This is a genomic window from Lapillicoccus sp., assembly GCF_025353065.1.
Taxonomy (GTDB): Bacteria; Actinomycetota; Actinomycetes; order Actinomycetales; family Dermatophilaceae; genus Lapillicoccus.
Genome location: NZ_JANXRJ010000143.1, coordinates 1 through 5,675, shown reverse-complemented (window position 1 = coordinate 5,675; position 5,675 = coordinate 1). Strand labels below are relative to the sequence as shown.

3 protein-coding genes and 1 pseudogene are annotated in these 5,675 nt (G+C 72.2%); all 4 read right to left on the bottom strand.

The window, feature by feature from the left end; genetic code table 11:
• The coding region (locus Q0R63_RS11285; protein WP_295697269.1) for a site-specific integrase at positions 1-1,154 on the bottom strand (1,154 nt) is incomplete at its 3' end.
• 75 nt (positions 1,155-1,229) lie between these two features.
• The gene (locus Q0R63_RS11280; RefSeq protein WP_295697267.1) at positions 1,230-1,466 is read right to left on the bottom strand and encodes a helix-turn-helix domain-containing protein; all 237 of its coding nucleotides are present in this window, start codon (positions 1,464-1,466) and stop codon (positions 1,230-1,232) included.
• A gap of 103 nt (positions 1,467-1,569) precedes the next feature.
• Complete coding sequence (locus Q0R63_RS11275) at positions 1,570-4,485, bottom strand: AAA family ATPase (protein WP_295697271.1); 2,916 nt, start codon at positions 4,483-4,485, stop codon at positions 1,570-1,572.
• Between the two features lie 105 nt (positions 4,486-4,590).
• A pseudogene (gene mobF, locus Q0R63_RS11270) lies at positions 4,591-5,459 on the bottom strand (MobF family relaxase); the annotation flags it as partial.
• Positions 5,460-5,675: the final 216 nt, after the last annotated feature.

Below are 5,675 nucleotides of genomic sequence, written 5' to 3'. Positions count from 1 at the left end.
GCCGGTTCCTTTGTCTCACAGGGGGATCGGCCTTTTCCTATCCCCGCAGGTATCGAGACGATGTCGGCCCGGGTACACATCGGGTACACAACGGCGCGAGCCGCGGCGTCCAGGCGATCGGCGACCTCGTCGAGCTGGTCCGCGAAGAGGTGCCCGTACAGGTCGAGGGTCATGGTCGCCGACTTGTGCCCGAGCATCTGCTGCACGACCTTCACGTTGGCTCCCGACGCGATGGCCAGCGACGCCGCGGTGTGGCGGAGCGCGTGTGGGTGCATGCCGGTGAGGCCCAGCGAGGCGGCCGCCTCGGTCAGGACGGTGCGCTGGAACCCCTGCGCCCGCATCGCGCCGCCCTTCACTGCGGTGAAGACCAGGTCCCCGGAGTCACGGCCGGCGACGTGCGCGGCCAAGTCATCGACGAGGAAGCGGGGGATGGGTACCTCCCGACGCTCGTGGCCCTTCGGGGTCCCCCAGGTCTGGACCCCTCGGACTAGAGTCACCGACTCGGCGATCGTCGCTCTGCGGCGCATCAGGTCCAAGCGTGCGACCCGCAGCGCGGCCATCTCGCCGAACCGCACGCCGGTGTAGGCGAGAAAGAGGACAGTGAGCCGCTGTTGCCCGCACGCATCGGCCAGGTCATGCACCTGCCGGTGGGTTAGGTACATGCGCTCGGCAGAGTCGACGCGGGGGAGGGACATACCGGCGGCCGGGTTGCGCACCAGCCGGTCATCCTTGACCGCCATCGCAAGGACCAACGACAGGACCCGGTGCACCTTACGGGTAGTCGCCGCCGACCTCGAGGCCGCCACCTCAGAGACCCAGGCCTGGACGGTGCTGTGCGAGACATCCGCGAGCCTGGTTGTCCCCCAGCGGGGGACGATGTGCTCCCGCAGGATGCCGGCGTATCGCTCGCGGGTTGACGGTTTCAGGTGCGTCTGGCCGTCGAGCCAGCGCTGAGCCCAGATCCCGACCGTGAGCCGAGAGGCTGCGGGGTCGATGTAGGCGCCGTTCAGCTTGGCCGACTCGACCGTAGTCAGGAACCGCTCGGCGTCGACCTTGCGGTCGAACGTCTTCGTCCGCTGCGCCCCGGACGGGTCGCGGTAGCGCATGTACCACCGCACCTGACCGTTGCGGGTGCGTCTCTCGATGCTGGCCATGTCTGTGCACCCTCTCTGCTGCTTAGCAGGCTACGTCCTGGCGGTGACGTTGCCTCGGGTCGAGTTGTCTGTGGGTTACCGCTGGGTGCTGGGTGCGGCGCCGGCGTGTGAGGCGGTGGCTTGGGTGTCGATCCACGCTCGGAGGTCGGCGCCGGGGTAGACGACGCGTCGGCCGAGGCGGAAGCTGCGGGGGCCGGTACCGAGGTGGCGCCAGTAGCGCAGGGTGGCGACGGGGGCGCGGACGATGGCGGCGACCTCGGCGAGGGTCAGCAACTCGTCGTTGACCGGTGGCAGGTCGTGGGGGTGGGTCATGGTGGGCTCCTTACTGGATTGACGTGATACTTCAGTAAGCGGTTTTCGGCCGCCCGGGTGGACATCTGGGCGTGGTTTTTTTTGCGGGCTAGCGTTCTTGGGGCTAGCGGCTGATCCCGGGGCCGGGCGTCGGCCTGGTGTGTGCCGCGGATCGTTCGTGCCGCCGGCTGCTGGTCGGGGTGGGCGCGACGACGGGTGCGGCGTGGTGGTCGGCAGCGGGCGCGGGACTGGTGTGTCGTTCCTGCTGGGGTTCGGTGGCCCAGCGTTGGTGTTCGGCCTCGAGTTGTTCGGCGGGGAGCGAGCGGATCGCGGGTTCGGCCAGTGCCGCGCGGACCGCAGCGTGGGCGGCGTGGACCTGGTCGGTGAGCTCGGCGAGGTCCTGCTCGGCCTGCGCGAGATGGGCGGCGGGATCGGGCAACCCGGCCGGGTCGCCGGAGCCGGTGAACTGCGCGGGGTGCCCGGGCTGCGCGGGGTGCCGGGGTTGCTGGGCGTGGCTGGTGCGGGCCCGGTGGTAGGCGTCCAGGGCTTGGTCTGCGGTGTGCCGGGCGGTGTCGGCCAGGGTTTGGGCGGGGGCGTGGTCGGGGTGGGCGGCTTCGGCGGCGGTCCGGGCGGAGGCGGTGAGGGCCTGGCCGAGGTCGGGGTCGTCGAAGGTGCCGACGTGGACGGCGAGCTCGTTGGTATCGGTCGGTAGCCAGGCCAGGACCGGGCGCCACCGATCGGCCCACTCCTGGAGGTGGTGTCGGGCGCGTCGGACGGCGCCGCGATGCTGCCCGATCCGGCCGCCGCCGGCGCGGACGGTCTGCCCGGCTGCGGCGGCGTCGGCGCGACCGGTGTCCCATTCCTGGGCTAGCCGGCCGGCCCGCCGGACGGTGTCGTCGCCGACCAGGGTGCCCAGTCGGGCGGCCTGCTCGCCCGCCACGGCGGCTGTCGCGCGGGCCTGCTGGTAGGCCCTCAGGCGGGCGGCGACAAGCTTGTCATGGTCTGAATCGTAGTCGGCGTAGTGGGCGTGGTCGGCGTGGTTGTGGTCGGCGGGTGGGGCCACGACCTGGGCGAGCTGGTAGCGGTTGTGTCGGGCTGTGGCCAGGTCCTGGGTCAGGGCGTGTTCGTGGGTCCAGGCGGCCCGCAGATCGGCCAGGGCTACGGCGTGGGGGCGGTGGGGCGCGTAGAAGGCGGACTCGTGGGCGGCGAGGCGGGCGGCGTGGGCCGGGCCGAGGTCGGCGCGGTCCCGGCCGAAGACCTCAACCCACTGCTCCCGGGCCGCTTGGAGGGTGTCGGCGACGAGGTGGGCGGTGTTGGTCTCGCGGCCGCGGGTCATCGCGACGTAGGCACCGGCGGCGCCGGTGTGCTCCCCCACCACGAGGTGGGCGGCGCCGGTGGTTACCCCTTGGGCGCCGTAGATGGTGCTGGCGTAGCCGAGCTGCACGTGGTCGCGGACGTACCCGGCGGGCAGGACCCGGTGGCCGCTGCGGCCGGTGACTAGCAGCGTCCCGTCATCGCGGAGGCCGGTGACGGTCCAGGTGTCACGGTTGGCGACATCGGTGCCGGTGTCGTTGTGCCGGGTCACGACGTGGTCCCCGACCCCGACCCGTTCCCCGGCCCAGGTCGTCACCGTGGTGGTGTCGGTGAGGTGCCCGGCGGCGACGAGCCGTTCCCGGATGGAGGCGTTGAGCTCGGCCACCTGTTCGCGGGTGTCCGCCACCAGCACCACCCCCTGCCCGTGCCTGCCCTCGAGCGTGTTTGCGCCGGTCGTCGTTGGGACTGCAGCGGCTGCGTCGATGACGGCGGCCGCAGCGACCTCTGACAAGGCCTGGGTACGTTCTGCTGGGGTGGGGTAGAACCGGACCTGACCGCGGGCGAGCAGCGCGTCGAACACCACGCCCGGGCCATCGGGCCCGCCGGTGCGCATGGACAGGGTCAGCTGGGCGTAGGTCGGGTCAGCGAACCGGTGCACCGCGTCCAGCGTCAGGCAGGCACCCGGGTGGGCCCCATCGGCGTTAGCGGCGTGGGCGGCGAGGTCCAGGACCCCGCCGCGGCCGACCGCCGGCAGCTGGTGGCGGTCCCCGACCAGGGCGACGCGGGCGTGGGCGGTGTCGGCGATCGCCATCAACGCCCGGGCGGTGTCCTGGTCCAGCATCCCCGCCTCATCGACCAGCAGCAGGTCACCAGCGGCCAGGACCGCGGCCGGGGCCGGGCCGAGGTAGGCGCCGCCGGTGACCGGGTCGGCGTCGCCAACTCGAAGCTGGGTCCACCGGCCGTCGTTGTCCCACCGGTGCCCGTGCTGGTGGGCCAGCCACGCCGCGGAGAACGCCGCCGCCCCAACCTGCTGCGCCGCGATCCGGGCGGCCTGCAAAGTGGGAGTGACCACCACCAGCCGCCGCCCCTGTTGCTGCAACACGGTTCGGGTGGCGGCCAAGGTGGTGGTCTTCCCGGCGCCGGCGGCGCCCTCCACGACCAGCAGGCCTTGGGTGCCGGCCAGCGCGGCCACGACCCGCCGCTGCCCGGCATCCAACCCGGTATCGAACCCGGCATCCCACCCGTCCCGGCCCCACCCCGGGGCAGCGAACCCGTCGCCGGAACAGGCGACGGGGGAGGCGGTCTTGATGGGTACGATCGCGAGGACGGGCTCGGGCAGGGGGTGGCCGCCTGCTGCGGCGCGGGCGGTGAACCGGGCGGCCAGGTCGGCCTCGACGTCGAGGACCGGCCTGGATGTGAGCGCCCGGATGTGCTCGGGGACACCCCGGAGGCGTAGCAGCGGCAGGCACCGGGTCACGGCGCGGGCGGTCAGGTCTTCGGCAAGCTCCAACCGGGCCGCGGCAACGCAGGTGATCCCGGTGGCGGCGATCAGCTGTTCGACCTGCCCGCGGACGTCGGCGGCGTTCCACCACGAGCGCGCCGCCCCCAGCCGGGTCAGGACCAGCTCGGCCGCGCTATCACGGTCGAGGGTCCCGACCCGGACCGGCTCCGCCGCCGCCGCCGCCGCAGCTGCGGCCGGGGCGGGTGAGGGGGTCGGTGAGGTCATGGGTGGGGAGGTGGGTGAGGGGTCTGGGTCGCGGTAGCCGAGGTCGATCAGTTCTTGGACCCAGCGCCGGGTCAGGTCGGCGCCGCCCTGGGGGGCGACCTTGTCGGGCCGGTCCTCGGCCCACGCCCGGGCGTCCCAGGAGCGCCGCACCTTCGGGCTCGGTTCGCCCCCGGGGTGGGCGGCCCGCCAGGTCGTCTCGTAGCGGTCGATGTTGCGGCCGATCTGGGCGGCGCGGGCGCTGAACGGCCCGACGAACCTCGCGAGTTGCACGATCTCGCCGGTGCCGGTCTCCAGGGTGAAACCGTGCCCGGCCAGGGCGGCCCTGAAGTCGGGGTCGCACATCACGGCGGCGTGGCCGATGCCGTTGATCGCGGCCAGGGCGTCGCGGACCCCGACCGTGTGCAGGCCCCGCCAGGTGCCCTCGGCGAGGACTCGGGCGTTGACCTGCAGGTGCAGGTGCCGGTGCGGGTCACCAGCCCTCGAGGTGTAGTGCCGCACCACCACCGCCTCGATCTCTGGACCGGGACCTGGACCTGCGCCCCGCGTGGCCCGACCCTGGTCGTGGCGTGCTGGGCGAGCCAGCCTATGATCTGCGCGGCGGCCCGGTCCTGGGCGCCGTCGTACGCCGCGCCGATGTCGGGGTGGAGGGCCGCGGCCAGCGACCACGACTTCGGCCCGTTGACCACGACCTCCACGAACCGGACCCCGCCAGCGTCGGTGCGCAGCCGGCCCTTGGCCGTGCTTGTGTCGGGGTCGTACCCGGCGACCCACCTCTCGTAGGAGTCGCCGGTCAACGTTCCGACCGGGCGTACCCCCCCTTCTGGAGAGGCGGTGTAACGCTCAGCGACGCCGGCGCCCTCGGCGAGGTAGTAGTCATCCGCACGGCCGCGGCCTCCGCCGCCGTGGCGGCCGGCCTCGACATAGCTGCGCGCAGCCGCCGGCGAACCGCGGTAGACCTTCACCCCACCATGCATTTTCCACCCCAACCAATGATCACCGGTACACCCGTTCCCGGGCCGTCGGAAAGGCGATCCGACCTACCACCATTGGTAGCATGCGTGCCGCTCAAAGATAAAGAGTTGAATTTCTCATTTTACCGTTGAATCTGTTGGGTGACGATAATTTTCGTTCTTCATGTGAATTTCCGCTTCTGAAGGGGTCGGTGGTGGGCGAAGTCAGGCCCGCGTAAT